This is a genomic window from Clostridium fermenticellae, assembly GCF_003600355.1.
GTDB lineage: Bacteria > Bacillota > Clostridia > Clostridiales > Clostridiaceae > Clostridium_AV > Clostridium_AV fermenticellae.
The window spans coordinates 1,797,842-1,816,963 of record NZ_CP032416.1 but is presented as its reverse complement, the minus strand read 5'-3'; the positions used below and the strand labels follow the sequence as shown (position 1 = coordinate 1,816,963).

The 19,122-nt window shown below is 31.6% G+C and carries 11 protein-coding genes and 1 riboswitch; of the genes, 8 read left to right on the top strand and 3 right to left on the bottom strand.

Translation table 11 applies throughout. From position 1 onward, the window contains the following. The 4 genes from D4Z93_RS08415 (at window position 1) to D4Z93_RS08400 (ending at window position 7,277) form a co-directional block, all read left to right on the top strand. Complete coding sequence (locus D4Z93_RS08415) at window positions 1-1,017, top strand: NADH:flavin oxidoreductase (protein ID WP_119972459.1); 1,017 nt, start codon at window positions 1-3, stop codon at window positions 1,015-1,017. 319 nt (window positions 1,018-1,336) lie between these two features. Further along, on the top strand, window positions 1,337-2,590 hold the full coding sequence (locus D4Z93_RS13490) for a transposase (RefSeq protein WP_119972456.1): 1,254 nt from the start codon (window positions 1,337-1,339) through the stop codon (window positions 2,588-2,590). A gap of 279 nt (window positions 2,591-2,869) precedes the next feature. Further along, a complete protein-coding gene (locus D4Z93_RS08405; protein WP_119972453.1) occupies window positions 2,870-6,007 on the top strand; it encodes an efflux RND transporter permease subunit in 3,138 nt (1,045 codons plus the stop codon). Beyond that, on the top strand, window positions 5,994-7,277 hold the full coding sequence (locus tag D4Z93_RS08400; protein ID WP_119972451.1) for an efflux RND transporter periplasmic adaptor subunit: 1,284 nt from the start codon (window positions 5,994-5,996) through the stop codon (window positions 7,275-7,277). The genes D4Z93_RS08405 and D4Z93_RS08400 overlap by 14 nt, the downstream gene beginning before the upstream one ends. Before the next feature lie 103 nt (window positions 7,278-7,380). Here D4Z93_RS08400 and trhA read toward each other — a convergent pair whose 3' ends face one another. Then, entirely contained in the window at window positions 7,381-8,031 is a 651-nt protein-coding gene (gene trhA / locus D4Z93_RS08395) for a PAQR family membrane homeostasis protein TrhA (protein ID WP_119972448.1), read from the bottom strand. 323 nt (window positions 8,032-8,354) lie between these two features. Between trhA and D4Z93_RS08390 the strand changes: the two genes are divergently transcribed. After that, the gene (locus D4Z93_RS08390; RefSeq protein ID WP_119972445.1) at window positions 8,355-8,933 is read left to right on the top strand and encodes a DUF1836 domain-containing protein; all 579 of its coding nucleotides are present in this window, start codon (window positions 8,355-8,357) and stop codon (window positions 8,931-8,933) included. 130 nt (window positions 8,934-9,063) lie between these two features. On the opposite strand, the gene D4Z93_RS08385 is transcribed toward D4Z93_RS08390, so the two are convergent. Next, window positions 9,064-10,251: a pyridoxal phosphate-dependent aminotransferase gene (locus D4Z93_RS08385; protein ID WP_119972443.1), complete on the bottom strand. Its 1,188-nt coding sequence runs from the start codon at window positions 10,249-10,251 to the stop codon at window positions 9,064-9,066. A gap of 79 nt (window positions 10,252-10,330) precedes the next feature. Further along, a riboswitch (SAM riboswitch) is annotated at window positions 10,331-10,440 on the bottom strand. Window positions 10,441-10,628: 188 nt separating this feature from the next. Between D4Z93_RS08385 and D4Z93_RS08380 the strand changes: the two genes are divergently transcribed. The 3 genes from D4Z93_RS08380 (at window position 10,629) to polC (ending at window position 18,297) form a co-directional block, all read left to right on the top strand. Further along, window positions 10,629-11,549, top strand: coding sequence for a sensor histidine kinase (locus tag D4Z93_RS08380; protein ID WP_162920281.1), 921 nt, complete (start codon window positions 10,629-10,631; stop codon window positions 11,547-11,549). Between the two features lie 169 nt (window positions 11,550-11,718). Continuing rightward, on the top strand, window positions 11,719-13,920 hold the full coding sequence (locus tag D4Z93_RS08375) for a DNA topoisomerase III (RefSeq protein WP_119974276.1): 2,202 nt from the start codon (window positions 11,719-11,721) through the stop codon (window positions 13,918-13,920). A gap of 27 nt (window positions 13,921-13,947) precedes the next feature. Further along, complete coding sequence (polC, locus tag D4Z93_RS08370; protein WP_119972438.1) at window positions 13,948-18,297, top strand: DNA polymerase III subunit alpha; 4,350 nt, start codon at window positions 13,948-13,950, stop codon at window positions 18,295-18,297. Window positions 18,298-18,460: 163 nt separating this feature from the next. Here polC and D4Z93_RS08365 read toward each other — a convergent pair whose 3' ends face one another. Next, the gene (locus D4Z93_RS08365; protein WP_119972435.1) at window positions 18,461-18,925 is read right to left on the bottom strand and encodes a DUF441 domain-containing protein; all 465 of its coding nucleotides are present in this window, start codon (window positions 18,923-18,925) and stop codon (window positions 18,461-18,463) included. Between the last annotated feature and the right edge of the window lie 197 nt (window positions 18,926-19,122).

The following is a 19,122-nucleotide window of genomic DNA, read 5'->3' as shown; positions in this document are numbered from 1 at the left end:
ATGAACTCTTTATTTGATGTTACAAAGATAAACAATATGGAACTGAAAAATAGATTTGTGCGTTCAGCAACTTATGAAGGCAAAGCTTGTAAAGATGGGCATATTACTGAAGAATTATTTGATTTATATAAGGATTTAGCAAAAGGTGGTACTGGACTTATAATAACAAGTTATACAACAGTATTTAAAGATGATAAACCAGCACCTAGAATACTTGGAATATATGATAACTCTTTTATTGAAGAGTATAAAAAGTTAACTGATATGGTGCATAGTAATAACTGCAAGATTATAATGCAGATAGTTCATGGAAGAGAATATATAAATAGAAAAAGAGGCATAGAATCACCTGGATTAACAAATGATATGTCAAAAGAAGATATAAATAATATTGTGAAGGCATTTGGTGAGGCGGCATATAGAGTTAAAGAGGCAAATTTTGATGGAGTTGAAATACATGCTGCACATGGATACTATTTAAATATGAGTTTGAGTCCACTATATAATAATAGGATAGATGAGTATGGTGGATCTATAGAGAACAGAGCTAGGCTTATACTCGATGTATATGATGAAATACGCAAAAAAGTTGGCAGTGATTTTAATATATTTATAAAGCTTAATTGTTCTGATTTTAAAGTTGGTGGTGCAAGTTTTGATGATTGCAAATATGTGTGCAGAGAGCTTGATAAGAGAGGTATAAATGCTATTGAAATAAGCGGAGGAGATAGAATTTGGGAAAAGGAAACAAATAAAGAATCTGTATATAAAGATTATGCAGAGGAAGTGGCAGAGGAAATAGAGGCTCCTGTAATACTTGTGGGAGTGAATAGAAATATATGTAATATGGATCGAATACTGAGTACTTCAAAAATACAATATTTTTCAATGGCAAGGCCTTTTGTATGTGAACCTGACTTGATAAACAAATGGGTAAATGGATTAACTACAAAATCTAAATGTGTATCCTGCGGAAATTGTTTTAAAAATAATAAAAATTGCATATTGAACTTATAAAAGAGGTTATAGTTTAATACCGACTATGTATTAAACTATAGCCCTTTTTATAATTATAATTTAATTTAAGAAAGTGTGGGTGATTTGTATATCAAATTATTAAATTATAGTTAATTTTTTTTAGTATATTTTCAGAAGTTTAGCACTTAAAAAATTTTTAGGACGGTAGTCCTTTGAATTATAAAGTCTTATGAATATTTACAGTAGAATTAATAGATTCCGATTTTTACTGGAAATTATACGGAAAAAATTTGCATAATAAAAGCATCCTTTTTATAATGGTTTTGCTAAAAACTAAAAATAAAAGGATGCTGATAAAATGAGTAAAAGTTATTTGAAACAGCTACTCACTTATATTAACAGGGTATATGATATAGGTGAAAAAATCAATAGTTTAAAAAATAAAATAATAAAATCTCCAGCAAAAGTTTCAACAATAGCTTTCGTAGTATTATTTGGATTCATGCTTCAAATAAGAAGTTTCAATAGATTAGAACATTGGATTGAAAAGAATAAATTTAAAAAGGTATTACCTAAAAATACTAAAATGCTACGCATTGACGCCGTTAGGCGTTTCTTGAATGATTTTGATCTTGATGGCTTAAAAAATATCAACAAGCACATAATAAAAACTACTGCGAAGAATAAAGTATTTAGAAATGGTACTATAGATGGTTTAAAGGTAGCTGCCATAGATGGTGTAGAACTATTTGACAGTATTAAAAAATCTTGTAACAACTGCCTTACAAGGGTTGATAAAAATGGTATAACGCATCATTTTCACAGATCAGTAGTTTGTGCAATGGTTGGTTGTGATCCACATATTGTTTTAGATCAGGAAATGCTTGAATCCCAAAAAGATAGTTCAGGTAAAGATGAAGGAGAAATTACTGCCGGCAAACGTTTAATTAAAAAGCTATATAAAAAATATCATCACTTTGCGGATATCATTGTAGCTGATGCTTTGTATTGTAATGCTACATGGATAAAAGAAGTACTCTCTATAGGAATGAATGTTGTAGTTAGAGTAAAAGATGAACGTCTTCACATTGTAAAAGACGCGTTAGCTTTATTTAAATGCCGTGAGGCAGATAAGAACTGGATTGTAAGAAAAAATACAAATATCTACACAAAAATTAAGGCATGGGAAGATGATAATTTTGAAATGTCTGATAAGGATATAAAAGTAAGGTTCTTGAGGTTTGTGGAAGAAATTCATACTGGAGACAGAATAGAGATTAAAGAAGGATGGATCATAACAACAGATAAATTTACATCAGTAGAAAGCCTGTGGAAGATAATGCATAAAAGATGGGACATTGAAAATAATATATTTCATCAACTGAAGACGGAATGGCATTTAGATCACTGTTTTCTTCATAGCCCTACGGGCGTAGAAACAGTTTTAATGTTTATAATAATAGCATTTAATTTAATGCAGTTATACTTTTTTAGGTGTATAAGGGGTTTTAGAGAAAAGAATATGCTTCAAATGGATATTATTGAAGATATAAAAGATGAAAGATTTACTATAGAAGATAATTGGAATAACCCTATATTTGGAAAGACATAATTCAAAATTAAAACTGGAAATTGATTATATAAATTTATCGGGGTAAAGAGGTATTATAATTATTTTTTTGACCTAACGGTCTCCGTGCTTACCAGCCCTTTAAATAAATGTAATTGGATACAATTCCAGTAAAAATAAAATTTTTACTGGAATTTAGGTGCTAAATCTCTGGTATATTTTACAAATTATTTACTTAAATTTTCTAGTATGCTATAATTTGAACATTAGTTTTAGATGAATATTCAAACCAATTTATTAAATTTATTTGGAGGTGAGATGATGAGTATAACTGAAATATCTGTAAAACGGCCTACCGCAATAATAATTGTAGTGGCACTGCTTATAGGACTCGGAGTTATGGGGTATACAAGTCTTGGCTCTGATTTGCTGCCGTCTATGGATATACCAATTATGACTATAAGTACAAGTTATAATGGAGCGGATGCTGATCAGATAAAGAAGGACATTACAAAGCCTGTAGAAGATTCTGTTTCCGGAATAAGTGGTGTTGATACAATAAGTTCTACAGCAAGAGAAGGGGTCAGTACAACAATTGTAAGATTTAAAACTGGCGCAAATATGAATACAGTTTTTCTTGATGTACAAAAAGCTGTTGATAATTTAAGTGCTAAACTTCCCAAAAACGCGGACAAGCCTATTTTATATAAACTGGATACTAATATAATATCAGCACTTGTACTTAGTGTAACGGGAAATGTATCATATGATGAACTGTATAACCAGGCTGATAAGATTAAAGAACAGCTTGAAAAAACTACTGGAGTAGGTAATGTTACCATAGATGGTGCACAAAAAAAACAGCTTATGGTAAAACTCGATAAAACAGCTGTAGATTATTATGGTGTTAATATTAATAATGTGCTCGCAAAATTGCAATCAGATAATGTTAATATGCCTCTTGGGCAAATAAAAGAAAACAAAAGTACACAAACTGTCAGGGCAATGGCACAATTTAATAGTATTGACGATGTTAAAAATTTGATTATTCCAACCGGTGGAGTAAATTCACAGGGCGGCAGTATAAGGCTTTCAGATATAGCCAGGGTTAACATGGACTACCCAGATGCTACTCAAATACTGAGAACAGGCGGACATAATACAATAGGAATTGAGATCCAAAAACAAAGCGATGCTAATGTGGTTAAGGTTGTTGACAATGTAAAGGAACAATTAAATACGATAAATAAACAGCTTCCACAAGGAGTTAAAATTTCAGTAGTAGAGGATACTACAACGTACATAAGATCTTCACTTAAAGATATACAACATAGACTTATAGAAGGAATAATAACTACTGCTATAGTATTGCTGTTCTTTTTAAAGAGCTGGCGTTCATCATTAGTTGTATTGGTAGCTATACCAACATCACTTATATCAACTTTTTTCATGATGTATGTTTGCCATTTTACTTTGAATATGATGTCTTTAATGGGATTGTCACTTTGCATAGGAATATTGGTTGATGATTCTATAGTTGTACTCGAGAATATACAGAGGCACCTTGCAGCTGGTGAAAATCCAATTAAAGCTGCTATTGAAGGACGTAGAGAAATAGGGCTTGCAGCTATTGCAATTACATTGTGTGATGTTGTTGTATATACTCCGGTTGCCTTTATGTCAGGAATGATAGGCAAGTATTTTAGAGAATTTGGACTCACAATAACATTTGCTTCATTATTTTCACTTTTTGTATCGTTTACAGTTACACCAATGCTTGCATCGCGTTTGTTTAAATCTAAAAAAGCTTTTCCAAAAACACACGCACAAGAAAATTCTAGATTAAAGAATAATTTTATTTTAAAGGCCATGGAATCTATTTCTAAATTCATAGATAAATGGACACAATCATATAAAAAATTACTTGTGTGGTCTCTTGAAAATAGAGCCAAGGTTATAATAACAACATGTTTACTTATAGCTTTTAGTATTGCGCTTATACCAATGGGAGTTATAAAAACTGAGGCTATGCCGCAATCTGATCAAAGTGAATTTTTTGTAAATGTGTCCTTAACTTCTGGTTCTAATTTAAATCAGACGGATGATAAAGTAAAAATGATTGAAAGTCACTTAAAATCAATGAAAGATGTTAAGGATTATTATTCTATAATAGGCAGTAATAATTCATCTTCTGCAATGATGGTGGTGCAATTAAAACCTATAAATCAAAGGAAGAAGAGTCAAAGCGATGTAGCGGCTGAACTTCGTGAATGGGGAGATCAAATACCTGGAATAAAATTTGACGTTTCTGAATCAGGTATGGGTTTAGCCGGATCAGGGAGTAAGCCAATATCAATAAATGTAGAGGGTGATGATTACGAGAATTTAACAGAAATAAGTAAAAAGGTTGAGGATTTAGTAAAAACTGTTCCAGGTATTACTGATGTTGAGAATTCATCGAATGACGATTCTAATGAAATAAGAGTGCAAATAGATAAACTTGCCGCTTCAACTTATGGAGTATCTTTATCGGATATATCAGCAGCACTTAGAACAGGAATAAATGGTTCTACAGCTGGTCAGTATGCCACTGACGATGACGACTATGATATAAATGTTAAATTTATGGATGGGCAGGTAAAAACTCCACAAGATATTGGTTCCATAAAAGTATTGAGTTCATCTGGACAACCTATTGCATTAAATCAAATCGCAGATATTAAGGTGGCGGATAGTCCATCTACAATTTCACGACAGGATAGACAAGATGTAATAACTGTTTCAGCGAATTTAGAGGGTAAGTCACTTGGAGAGGTAAATAGTCAGATTAAGAATAAACTTAAGACTTTGAATCTCCCGGCAGGTTATGAAATAAAATTTGGTGGAGATCAAAAAGAGCTGACAGATTCATTCGCTTCTCTTATAAAAGCATTAGTTGCATCCATAGTACTTGTTTATATGATCCTTGTAGTATTATATGAGTCCTTCTTAACGCCAGCAGTAAGAATGCTTGCACTTCCATGTGCTATAATCGGAGCACTTGGAATACTCGCTATAACAGGAAAGACATTAAGTATTCCGACAATGATTGGTGTAATTATGCTTGACGGATTAGCATCTAAAAATGGAACACTTCTTATAGATTATACAAATACACTTATGAAACGTGGGATGAATCTTAGAGAGGCATTGCTTGAGGCAGGTGTTACAAGGCTTAGACCAATTATAATGACCACTGCAACAATGGTAGTAGGTATGTTACCTTCAGCTATTTCTACAGGTGAAGGAAGTGAACTTAGTGGAATGTCTTGTCTTATAATAGGTGGAATGATAACTTCTACAATATTAACTCCTATACTATTACCAGTTGTATACACGTTACTAGAAGACATAAAAAGTTCATTAAAAAGAAGATTCACAAAAGGTAATAAGGAGGTGTCACAGTATGAAAGTTATTGATAACATCAAAAATATTACTCATCATATAAGTAAAAAGAAACTAATTATTAGTATTATAATTATAGTAATTATTGCAGGAATATTTACTATGAGAATAATAAATAATAAAAAGGATACTAAAGTAAAAAATAATATAACTACTGTAAAAACAGTAAAACCTTCTATAAATTCAATATCCACATATGTTGAGTATTCTTGTCAGATAAAACCTATAAAGCAAGTGGATGTATCTGCTAAAATGGCAGGTAAAATTACTTCCTTAAATGTAGATGTAGGAAGTAAGGTATCAAGTGGACAAGTGCTTTTTACACTTGATTCAAGTGAACTTAAGGCACAAGTTGACCAGCAGCAGGCGGCATTAGATTCAGCTAATGCAAATTTAGGAAAGACAAAGGGAGCGGCTGTAGATCAGCCTATGATTCAAGCAGAGCAAACACTCCAAAGTGCAGCCGTATCATATAATGATGCGCAGGATTATTATAATAAGATGCAGAGTTTGTACAGTGCTGGAGCTGTATCAGAACAGGATTTACAGACGGCAACTACTAAATATAAAACTGCTGAAGTAGCATATAATGGGGCTAAAAATAATTTTAATGTAATAAGTAATGAGGTTGGACCCGAGTCTATACAAGCTGCACAGGCTCAAGTGGCACAATCAGAGGCTGCTGTTGAGTCTGCTAAAGTACAGCTGAGTAATGCGACTGTTACTGCACCAATTTCCGGAACGATATCAGTAGTAAATGCCAAGCAGGGAGAAATGACTCCAACTGCTGCGTCGGCTCTTACTATAATAGACACAAGTACACTTGATGCAGAGGTAAATGTATCTGATAAGGTTATGAGTAAACTAAAATCGGAGGACAAAATTAAAATAGAGATAGGAGTACTTAAAGATAAAAATATAACTGGTACGATATATAGTATAGGTCCTGCAGCAGATAGTAAGACTCAAACATATATAGTTAAGATTAAGGTTGATAATTCAAGTGGAGAATTAAAACCTGGTATGTTTACTAAGGTGGAATTACCAGATGAGAAGGTCGATAATGTAATCACAGTTCCTGTTGAAGCTGTTAAAATTGAAAATGGAGTATCATATATATATAAAGTTTCAAATGGAAAAGTTAAAAAAGTTTCAGTAGAGACAGGTTTGTCAAATGACAAATATGTAGAAGTAAAGTCAAATAATATATATGAGACTGATAATATAATAACAGAAGGGCAGCTATTCTTAAATGACAACCAAAAAGTGAAAATGGTCAATTAAAAAACAGCCGGGTATCTATTTTAGATATCCAGCTGTTCCTATATCATTGGGTTTATAAATGAAAGCTTAACTTAGAATTGTAAACCATATATAAAAAGCTGATTTATACTACATATTTAAGTATACATATGTAGTGGCTGAAGCTTCCAAGTAACACAAATATATGGAATATCTCATGAAAACCTAATACCTTTAAATTGAGTTTTGGCCATTTGCATGCGTATATGATCCCACCTACAGTGTAGAATATTCCACCTAATACAAGCCAAATCATACCTCTTAAATTTATAACCCTGGAAACGGGGGAAATGAATAATATTACAAACCAACCCATGGCTATATAAAATAAAGTTGATAGCCACCTTGGCATACTGAACCATATCATTTTAAATAGTACTCCAGCTGCAGCCATTGACCATATAGCTATAAATATAATCCAACGAAGTCTTCCAGTAAGTGTAATAAGGCATATTGGTGTATATGTTCCAGCGATAAGTATAAATATCATGGAATGATCAAGCCTTCTCAGAAACTTTAGCACTTTTTCTGTAGAATTTATAAGATGATATATTGAACTTGCTGTATATAGAAAAATTAGACTCATGCCGAATATTATTACTGCAGTCAATTTTAAATTACTTGAAGGATATGACATAAGAGTTTTTGCAATAAGTAAAATTAATCCGACCAATGATACTATTGCACCAAACAAATGAGTAAAACCATTTACAGGTTCCCTAAAAAATTTTTTCATTACTACTCCTCCCAATGTGTTCATAGTTATAAAATAAAACTATAAGTATATCTTTGACAATTTATCAAAAAATATTTCATTACAAAATTTGTTCATACAATTTCTTGTGGTTATTAAAACCACTTTATGATATATTTATATTATATAATTATTATATAATATATCAATTTAAATTATTAGCCAAAATACTGTTAAAATAAGTGTTTTTCGATAAATTACTTTTATTTATTTAATAATACTGCCAATTTAAAAATATAAAAACGAGATCATATAGTTATGGAAACTATATGATATAATGTAAATAATAAATGGAGTGGAGATAAATGGGAGATATTAAAAAAAACGTGCTTGAAAGTATAGAAGAGTTAAATTTGAATCAAGAAATAGAATTATCCGATATACCAAAATTAGATTTATATATGGATCAAGTAATAACTTTATTTGAGACTAGTTTAAGCGGAACTAAACGTAGTGAAGAAGATAAGCTTTTAACTAAAACGATGATCAATAATTATACCAAGGATAAAATACTTATGCCTATTAAAAATAAAAAGTATTCAAGAAATCATATAATAATGATGATATTTTTATATAATTTAAAGCAGATTTTATCTATAAATGATATAAAACTTTTGTTAAATAAAATAGTAGTAAATTCAAAAGAAGAGGAGAATATGAAGTTAGATTCCCTATATCAGGTATTTTTGAACATAAAAAAAGCAGATGAGGTTAGCCTTAAAGAAGAAATTGAAAACAAGGTAAATTCAATTTTGAAGGAATCAGAAAAACTCGACAGGTCAGATGATTATGAAAAGTTACTACTTGTAGTTTTAACACTTATAAATAATGCCAATATGCAGAGGAGAACAGCAGAAAAGATAATAGACAAATACTTCAAATAGTTATCAAAATTCAGTACTATAAATACTTTTAATAATTCTAAACCCAAAATTATAAAAAAGTATTTATAGTATCAAAAGTTGTATATCTAATCAAAGTATAAGTCAGGTTGCAGGTTAGAAACTCTATATATCATAGAAGAGTGGATTTTCTGATCCTGGCTTTATATACTAAAGTCTTAAGTCTTTTTATAGCCTCTTTTAAAGTATCATCTTTTTTTGCAAAATGGAAACGAATAAGATAATTTATATCCTCTTTAAAAAAACTAGATCCTGGTACCGGAGCAACTCCAATTTCTTTTATCATCCATTCGGAAAATTCAAGATCTGTTTCATTTTTTCTTTTCAAATCTGATATATCTACAAGTACATAATATGCACCTTGTGGTTTTATATACTTTAAGCCAGCTTCATCAAGTCCTTTAAGGAATAGATCTCTTTTTCCAGTATAAAGTTTGGTTAAATCTTCATAGTAACTGTCAGGTAAATTTAATCCAGCTACAATAGCCTCTTGAAGCGGTGCAGCGGCCCCTACAGTTAAGAAGTCATGTACTTTTCTAGCATTTTCAATTATATTGGCTGGTGCAATTATATAGCCAAGCCTCCAGCCAGTTATTGAATAAGTCTTTGAAAGTGAACTACAAGATAGAGTTCTCTTATACATATTAGGCAGGGAAGCAAAATATATATGCTTATATGGAGGCATTACTATGTGTTCATATACTTCATCTGTTATAACAAAAGTATCATATTCTTCAGCAAGATTTGCTATAAATTCGAGTTCCTCTAGGCTGAATACTTTTCCAATAGGATTTGAAGGATTGCATAAAATTAAAGTTTTTGGTTTTTGTTTAAAAGCATTTATTAATTCCTCCTTATTATATTTAAAAGCAGGAGGATAAAGTGGTACATAAATTGGTTCCGCATTACAGAGTATTGAATCCGATGCATAATTTTCATAAAAAGGTGAAAATACAATTACCTTGTCACCTGGATTACAAACAGTCATCATAGCTACCATCATTGCTTCTGTACTTCCACAAGTTACAACAATATCGGTGTTAGGATTTATATCAAGATTCATGAATTTTGATTGTTTTTTTGCAAGTGCTTCACGAAATTTCTGTGAGCCCCATGTAATCTCATATTGATGAGGACCTTCTTTTGTTACTTCTTTTAATCTGTCAGTTATTACAGAAGGAGGATCAAAATCAGGAAAACCTTGTGATAGATTTATTGCATTATATTGGTTTGCTATTCGAGTCATTTTTCTTATAACAGAGTCTGTAAAAAGGTTTAATTTTGTACTAAGTTGAGGCATATTATCCCGTCCTTTCAAAATATTAAAATAAAAAAACCTCTTAATAAAAGAGGTTTTAAAAACAATATTGCTGTGACCTCTCTTATCTATCAGCTCCTTGCTGCAGGAATTGGCACCAATATATCGCAAATGAGCGATACTGGTTGCCGGGCTTCATAGGGCCAGTCCCTCTGCCTCTCTTGATAAGAGTTCTTATTTAATTTAGGTAATATTATAGTTGATAAATAATATTTAGTCAAATTTATTTTCTTATAAAAAATTACATTTAAATGAAGGAAATTGATTAAATGTATAGAATAAGTTATTAATACAATTAAAGGAAGTGAAATTAAACGTATAGAATAAGTTATTAATACGATGTATGGGGGATGAATAAAATGGAAAAAAAGTCACCGAATACGGATGATTTAAAACACACAAAAAGAAGAAATTATGAAAAAAATAAAATAACAAGGCTTCAAAATATAATAAAAAAACAAAATGAAGTCATAAAGGAAACTTTAAACCATGATAAAATTAGAATTGAATTTTTCGCCAATCTGTCACATGAATTTAGGACACCTCTTAATTTAATATTTAATTCTCTGCAGTTATGTAATGTTATTATAAAAAGAGATAATTTAGATGAAAGTAAAAAACTAACTACATATATAAATATAATAAATCAAAATTGTTATAGACTTATAAGACTCACCAATAATATGATTGATATGACAAAGATAGATGCAGGATTTTCTGAACTTAATCTGGATAATTTTAATATAATTAATATAGTTGAAAATATAACATTATCAGTAGTGGAATATGTAAGAAATAAAGGAATAAATTTGACATTTGATACAAATGTAGAAGAAAAAATTATGGCATGTGATGCCGATAAAATAGAAAGAATAATATTAAATCTTATTTCAAATGCCATAAAATTCACTGAACAAGGAGGATATTTATACGTTACAGTAACAGATATGGGAAGGAATGTTAAAATATCTGTAAAAGATACAGGTACAGGTATTCCAAAAGAAAAATTAAATGGCATATTTAAAAGATTTGTTCAGGCAGGAAAACCATGCAAAAGTGATCAGGCAGGTAGTGGCATAGGATTATGTCTTGTGAAATCGTTTGTTGAAATGCATGGTGGAACTATAGATGTTAAAAGTCGTCTTGGGTGTGGAACAGAATTTATTATAGATTTACCAGTAAAGACTATTGAAAATAAAAAGACGGTTCATGATACTCAATTTAATTATGATGATAAAATAGATCGTATAAACATTGAGTTTTCAGATATTTATGTGTAGGTATCATATTTGAAACGTATTTTATAATCTTGAAAATATAAATTGTAAAATGTATAATGATACTAGAAAATAGTAATTGATTTTTGTAAAATGTTTAGAATTTAAGGGTAGGAATATTATGTAACTATCCTTATTTTTATTATAGAAGGTTGTGAAAGGAAATTTTAATATGGGAAAAACATTAGTTTTGGCAGAGAAACCGTCAGTTGGAAGAGAAATAGCAAGAGTATTAAAGTGTAGTAAAAAGGGAAATGGCTTTTTGGAAGGAGAAAAATATATAGTAACATGGGCACTCGGGCATCTTGTTACACTGGCAGATCCAGAAACCTATGATGATAAATACAAAACCTGGAGAATGGAAGATTTGCCGATGCTTCCAAAACATTTAAAACTTGTAGTTATAAAACAGACTGGCAAGCAATTTAATACAGTTAAAACTCAATTAAATAGAAAAGATGTAAATGGGGTAATTATAGCAACAGACGCCGGAAGAGAAGGTGAGCTCGTTGCAAGATGGATACTTGAGAAAGTAAAGGTTAATAAAAATGTAAAAAGGCTTTGGATATCATCTCAAACGGATAAAGCAATAAAAGAGGGATTTAGCAATTTAAAACCGGCATCGAAATATGATAATTTATATAGAGCGGCTGAGTCAAGAGCTGAGGCAGATTGGTTTGTAGGACTTAATGTTACAAGAGCGCTTACCTGCAAACATAATGCACAGTTATCAGCAGGAAGAGTTCAGACACCAACACTTGCTATGATTGTTCATAGAGAGGAGGAAATTAAAAATTTTAAACCTAAAAATTATTATAGTATAACTGGAAATACTAATAATGGATATACACTTCAGTGGCAAAATTCTAATGGGAATTTGAGCATCTTTGATGAAAAAATTGCTGAAAAAATTGTATCAAAAGTAAATTCTCAAACGGGAAGAGTAGTTGAAGTCACACAAAGCAATAAAAAGAAGTATTCTCAAGCTTTGTATGATTTAACCGAACTTCAAAGGGATTGTAATAGAATTTTTGGCTTTTCTGCAAAAGAAACTCTTTCTATAATGCAGAGATTGTATGAAAATTATAAAGTACTCACATATCCTAGAACAGATTCAAGATATATTTCTTCTGACATAGTTCCTACTATTAGGGATAGATTAAGAGCTGTATCAGTTGGAAACTACAGCAAGTTTACCATGAAAATAATGGGGAATAAAATAAATGCAAGTAAAAGATTTGTCGATGACAGCAAGGTTTCGGATCATCATGCAATAATTCCAACTGAGGAGATGATTAATCTCTCAAAGTTAAGTTATGAGGAAAAGAAAGTGTATGATCTGGTAGTCAAGAGATTTTTAAGTGTTATGCTTCCTCCATTTGAATATGTTCAAACTACTATAAAGATTGAGGTTAATGGAGAAGTTTTTACAGCAAGAGGTAAGATAATTAAGTCACATGGTTGGAAGGCAGTATACGGTAAAGAGGATGATTTTGAGGATAATGAGAATGTTGATTATGAAGAATTAAAGGATCAGGTTTTACCGGAAGTGAGCAAAGGAGATACTATAAGGCTTGTTAACGCTAAAATCCATAAAGGACAGACAAAGCCGCCTGCAAGATTCAATGAAGGAACGCTTCTCTCTGCAATGGAAAATCCTCAGAGATATATAAACATGAATAAAGAATATGCAAAGACTTTAGGTGAAACCGGCGGACTTGGAACAGTTGCTACAAGAGCAGATATAATTGAAAAGTTATTTAATACCTTCTATGTAGAAAAGAATGGAAAAGAAATAATTCCGACTTCTAAAGGAAAACAGCTTGTGGAATTGGTACCAGATGACTTAAAATCACCCCTTCTTACTGCTAAATGGGAAACAGAACTTGATTTAATAAGTAAAGGAAAGTTAAATGATAGAAAATTTATAGACGGAATGAGAGATTATTCATCAAAATTAGTTGCGGATGTAAAAAAGAGTCATGATAAATTTAAACATGATAATTTGTCGGGAACAAAGTGCCCTGAATGCGGCAAGTACATGCTTGAGGTTAATGGAAAACATGGAAGGATGCTTGTGTGTCAGGATAGAACTTGTGGACATAGAGAAAACTTAGCCAGATTTACAAATGTAAGATGTCCTAATTGCCATAAGAAACTTGAACTTAGAGGTGATGGAGACGGGCAAATATATGTTTGTACTACCTGCAGTTTTAGAGAAAAGGCATCAGTATTTAAAAAGAGATTTAAAGAGGGCGATAGCAAGTTAAATAAGAGAGATGTTAATAAATATATGAATAAGATGAAGAAAGAAAATGAAGTTCCTATAAATTCTGCACTTGCAGATGCACTGGCTAAATTAAATTTGAAATAAGGCAAATATAAAGAGGGCTATGTTAATATGAAAAGAATAAGTGAAGTTTTTAGTGATTACAAATCAGATGGAAATATAAATTCGGCTTTTATCTCCTCTGTTGTTTTGAAAAAGAATATCCGGACTTTAGAGATCAAGCTGAATTCTGGTAAATATATTGACATAAAAGAAATTGAACTTTTTAATGATTTTATAAAAAATAGATTTGCTTTAGATGATTCTAAGATTACTATAGAGTATGATGATGGAATAAATAAGAAGTCAATAGACGAAGAGCTTAAAGGTATTATAGAATATATGGCCTGTAAACATCCAATGCTAAAGGCAATGACAAGTAATTGCAATTTTGAGATTAGTGAGGATATAATAAATTTTAATTTTAATATTCCCGTATCAGATGTTTTGAGGAAAATGGATTATGATAAAGAAATAAATAGTACTATAAAGAGGATATATGGGAAAAATTATACCATACATTTTATCGATAAAGTGAGTGCTGAGGAATTAATAAAGGCTCGAAATGATAAAAATAAGGAAGAAATGCTTATTATAAAAAAAGAGCTTGAGTCAAGACCAGCAGATAAAAAAAATAACATCAACCCTAAGATGTTAAGTAACACCAAAAATACAAATAAGAAAGTTAGAGTAGAGTATAGTAAGAAAGATAATCCATTTTTGATATTAGGAAGAAATGTGAACATAGATGAACTTATTAAAATTTCAGATATTACGCCTTATGAAGGAAGAGTTGGTATAGAAGGAGAAATATCTAATATAGAATCAAAAGAACTTAGAAGTGGGAAGGTATTAATATCATTTGATTTATATGATGGTTTTAGTTCTATTACGTGTAAGGCTTTTGTAAAAGGCGGAGAAGATTCTTCAGTAGTATCAAGGCTTAAAAAAGCTAAAGGTGTAAGAATCTTAGGAAATGCAGGTTACAGTAAATTTTCTCAGGAAGTAGAGGTTATTGTGAGTACAATAATTGAAACTCAGGGGATGGATGAGGAAATAAGAAAAGATGATGCTGAAATTAAAAGAGTAGAACTTCATATGCATACAAAAATGAGCCAGATGGATGCTATGACAAGTGCAACAGACCTTATTAAGAGAGCAATGGACTGGGGCATGACATCTATTGCAATAACAGATCATGGTGTAGTTCAGGCCTTTCCTGAGGCACATAAGCTTTTGGGAAGAGATAATCCTGATATGAAAATTATATATGGGGTAGAAGCATATCTAGCTCCAGATAAAAAACCTTCTGTTATAAATATAAAAGATCAAAGCATTGACACAACGTATTGTGTGCTCGATCTTGAAACTACGGGGTTTTCTCCGGTAACTGAAAAGATTACTGAAATAGGAATCATGAAAATAAAGAAAGGAACTGTAATAGATAAATTCAGCTGCTTTGTAAATCCTGAAAAATCAATCCCGCTAAGAGTTGTAGAAATTACTAATATAACTGATGATATGGTAAAAGATGCAGAAACTATAGATAAAGTGTTTCCTAAAATGCTTGAGTTTATATCTGAAAGTGTTTTAGTTGCACACAACGCTGAATTTGATATCGGTTTTTTAAAACACAATGCCAAATTTCTTGGATATGATTTTGATTTTACATATGTAGATACATTATCTCTAGCCCAGGAATTATTTCCTGAATTTAAGACATATAAATTAGGAAGAATCGCGAAAAAATTAGGTGTAAAGGTTGAAGTTGCACATAGAGCTTTAGATGATGTTAATACAACGGTTAAGATATTTAATATTATGATTGATAAACTTAAAGATAGAGGTGCAGTTACTCTTGCAGATATAGATACATATGCGAGAGATGAGATTTCAAGAAAAGAAGAATATAAAAAGCTTAAAACTTACCATGCAATAATACTTGCAAAAAACTATACGGGTTTAAAAAATCTCTATAAACTTGTATCATACTCTCATTTGCATTACTTTTATAAAAAGCCGCGTATATTAAAAAGTCTTTATAAAAAGTATTCGGAGGGTTTAATCATAGGAAGTGCATGTAGTGAAGGTGAACTCTATCAAGCAATACTTTTAGGAAAATCAGATGAAGAGGTAGAAAAAATAGCCGGAGAATATGATTATCTTGAGATACAGCCACCTGGAAATAATGATTATCTGATTAGAAACGGTCAGGTTCAGGATAGAGAGTATTTAAAGGATATAAATAGGAGGATTGTAAAGCTTGGAGAAAAGCTTGGTAAACTTGTAGTTGCAACTTGTGATGTACATTTCATGGATCCTGAGGATGAAATATATAGAAGGATACTAGAAGCAGGTCAGGGCTTTAAAGACGCAGATAATCAAGCACCATTATATTTAAGAACTACAGATGAGATGCTTAAAGAATTTTCATATTTAGGAGAAGAAAAAGCGTATGAAGTAGTAGTTGCAAATACAAATAAGATATCAGATATGTGTGATAGGATAAGTCCTATATCGCCGGAAAAATGTCCCCCGCATATAGATGGCTGTGAACGGACGATCAAGGATATAGCTTACAACAGAGCGCATGAGTTATATGGAGATTCACTGCCGGAGATTGTTCAGCAGAGATTGGATAGGGAACTTGAATCGATAATAAAAAATGGGTTTTCTGTAATGTATATCATAGCCCAAAAGTTAGTTTGGAAGTCAAATGAAGATGGATATTTAGTTGGTTCAAGGGGCTCTGTCGGGTCTTCTTTTGTAGCTAATATGACAGGTATAACAGAAGTTAATGCACTGCCGCCGCATTATAGGTGTCCAAAATGCAAATATTCTGATTTTAATGATTATGGTGTTAAGAATGGATTTGATTTGCCGGATAAAAATTGTCCTGTATGTGGAGAAAAAATGGATAAGGATGGAATGGATATACCGTTTGAAACATTCCTTGGTTTTAATGGTGATAAAGAGCCAGATATAGATCTGAATTTCTCCGGAGAATATCAGGCTAAGGCACACAAATATACAGAAGTAATATTTGGAAAAGGTACAACATTTAAAGCTGGAACAATAGGTACCGTAGCAGAAAAAACTGCATTTGGATACGTTAAGAAGTATTACGAGGAAAGAAATATTTCAATAAATAAGGCTGAAATAACTAGAATATCAAAAGGATGTACAGGTATAAAAAGAACTACTGGACAACATCCAGGTGGAATAATAGTTGTTCCAAAAGGACGTGAAATATTTGAGTTTTGTCCAGTACAGCATCCAGCAGATGATCCAGATTCAAATATTATAACAACTCATTTTGATTATCATTCTATTGACCAAAACCTCTTGAAACTTGATATACTTGGACACGATGATCCTACCGTTATAAGAATGCTTCAGGATATAACGGGAGTAAATCCGCATAAAATACCACTTGATGATAAGGAAACAATGTCGTTATTTTCGTCAACGGAAGCTCTTAAAGTAACTCCAGAGCAGATAAATTCTAAAGTTGGAACACTTGGAATCCCTGAGTTTGGAACTAAGTTTGTACGTGGAATGCTTGTCGATACAATGCCTAAGACATTTTCAGAACTTCTTTGTATATCAGGGCTTTCTCATGGTACTGATGTATGGCTCGGAAATGCAAAGGACTTAATTGACCAGGGCATAGTTACATTGAGTGAAGCTGTGTGTACCAGAGATGATATAATGATATATCTTATAAAAAGGGGACTTCCTCCAAATACTGCTTTTAAAATAATGGAAACAGTACGTAAAGGAAAGGCACTTAAAGACCCTAAAAAATGGGCTGAATACGAGGCTTTAATGAGAGAACATAAAGTTCCTGAATGGTACATAAATTCATGCAAGAAGATAAAATATATGTTCCCTAAAGCGCATGCAGCAGCATATGTTATGATGGCCTTTAGAATTGCATGGTTCAAAGTTCATATACCAAAAGCTTACTATGCTGCATATTTTTCAATCAGGGCGAAAGCTTTTGATAGTGAATTTATGATATTTGGAAAAGAAAAAGTTGAACGTAAAATGAAGGAAATTGAGATGATGGGAAATGAAGCTACTCCTAAAGATAAAGATATGTATGATGACTTAGAGATAGTTTTGGAAATGTATGAAAGGGGATTCAAGTTTCTTTCGATTGATTTTTATAAATCTCATGCCACTAAATTCTTAGTAGAAGATGATGGCTTAAGACCACCTATAAATAGTATATCCGGCATGGGGAATATTGCGTCAGAGAGCATATATAATGCTGCTAAAAAGCAGCCTTTTACGTCAATAGATGATTTAAGGAAACGTGGGAAAATAGGAAACTCTGCTGTAGAACTTCTTGATAAATTTGGATGCTTAAAAGGTCTTCCAGAGAGCGACCAGATGAGTTTCTTTGATGCTATTTAATTGCTTATAGGGTTTATAAATGAAAGCTTAACTTATGCTCCGACCGGGATTTCCAAAATACGCCACGTAAAAAATTTTAGAAATCCCGATCTACGCATAAGTTAAGCTTAGAATTTTAAACTCTATAAGGATTTTAACAGGTGCAATTAGTACACCTGTTTTTTTACATACCTATTTTGTGAAAAGCCTTGAGTCCGAGTGCTATTATTCCGGATGTAATCATAGGCCCTACTGGAACTCCACCTAAGAATGCAGCAGCAATTACAGCACCTATTATCAAAGCAGGCATTACTTCACTGTGTCCTTGAATTGTGAGATACTGCATTCCAAGACCACTTAAATATGTAGTGAATAAAGAAATTAAAAGTGCAAATATACCTAAAAATGATGAAAAAACACCTTTAATATTTGAAAAACGTACGGTCCCATTTGCTATTGGTACTAAGATTGATGCAATGAGAATAACAACTCCTATTGATATACCATTTGCCTGAAGTGATGGAAATACATATTTATCAATATTTAAAAGTTTAAAGAATAATAGGGCACATATACCTAGGGCTACTGAATTAGCTTTTCCAATTACTGCTACGAGTAACAGGACAATTAAAATAATATTTGATTCCAATTTAAGTTACCTCCTATTATGTATAATTAATATTATGCTTTATTTTTATAAAATAGTATAGTGTTTGTAATTCCAGGCTTAAGTTATACTTTAGTTGATATTTCCAAAATTCGTCACCTAAAAAATTTCGACCTGTGCATTAAATTTTTTAATGTGCCTACATTTTGGAAATGTCAGCTTATGTATAACTTAAGCCT